Genomic DNA, 300 nt, shown 5'->3' on the forward strand with positions numbered 1-300 from the left:
CGCTTCTTCTTCATCGCCTGCGTCATGCTCGGGAAGGCGGGCTGTTTCGGCATCGTCGGCGCTCCTCTCGCGGATACACAGACCCTATCAGATCACGCCCAGAGGCGAAGGTTCTTCAGACTTTCCTATAATAAATTTGGCGCAGTCGTTTGGCGCTCATCCGCGTCCGGGTTGTTAGGTGTTCAGTCCCGGCATTTGGTGGATCGGATCGACATTGAATCTGTCTGGCTCTGAAGTCCAGATCTTGCAGATGTATTCGTATGGCGTGAGACCGCTGAGGGTCTTGAGCCTTCGGGCGAA

The 300-nt window shown here is 55.3% G+C and carries 2 pseudogenes; one reads left to right on the forward strand and one right to left on the reverse strand.

The features are described from left to right. Positions 1–234 (forward strand): annotated as a pseudogene (locus tag EU800_RS27420) (hypothetical protein); the annotation flags it as partial. On the opposite strand, the pseudogene EU800_RS26390 reads toward EU800_RS27420, so the two are convergent. Then, a pseudogene (locus EU800_RS26390) lies at positions 175–300 on the reverse strand (IS481 family transposase); the annotation flags it as partial. The pseudogenes EU800_RS27420 and EU800_RS26390 overlap by 60 nt on opposite strands.

The sequence above is a fragment of the Tropicimonas sp. IMCC6043 genome, assembly GCF_004146235.1.
Classification (GTDB): Bacteria; Pseudomonadota; Alphaproteobacteria; order Rhodobacterales; family Rhodobacteraceae; genus Tropicimonas.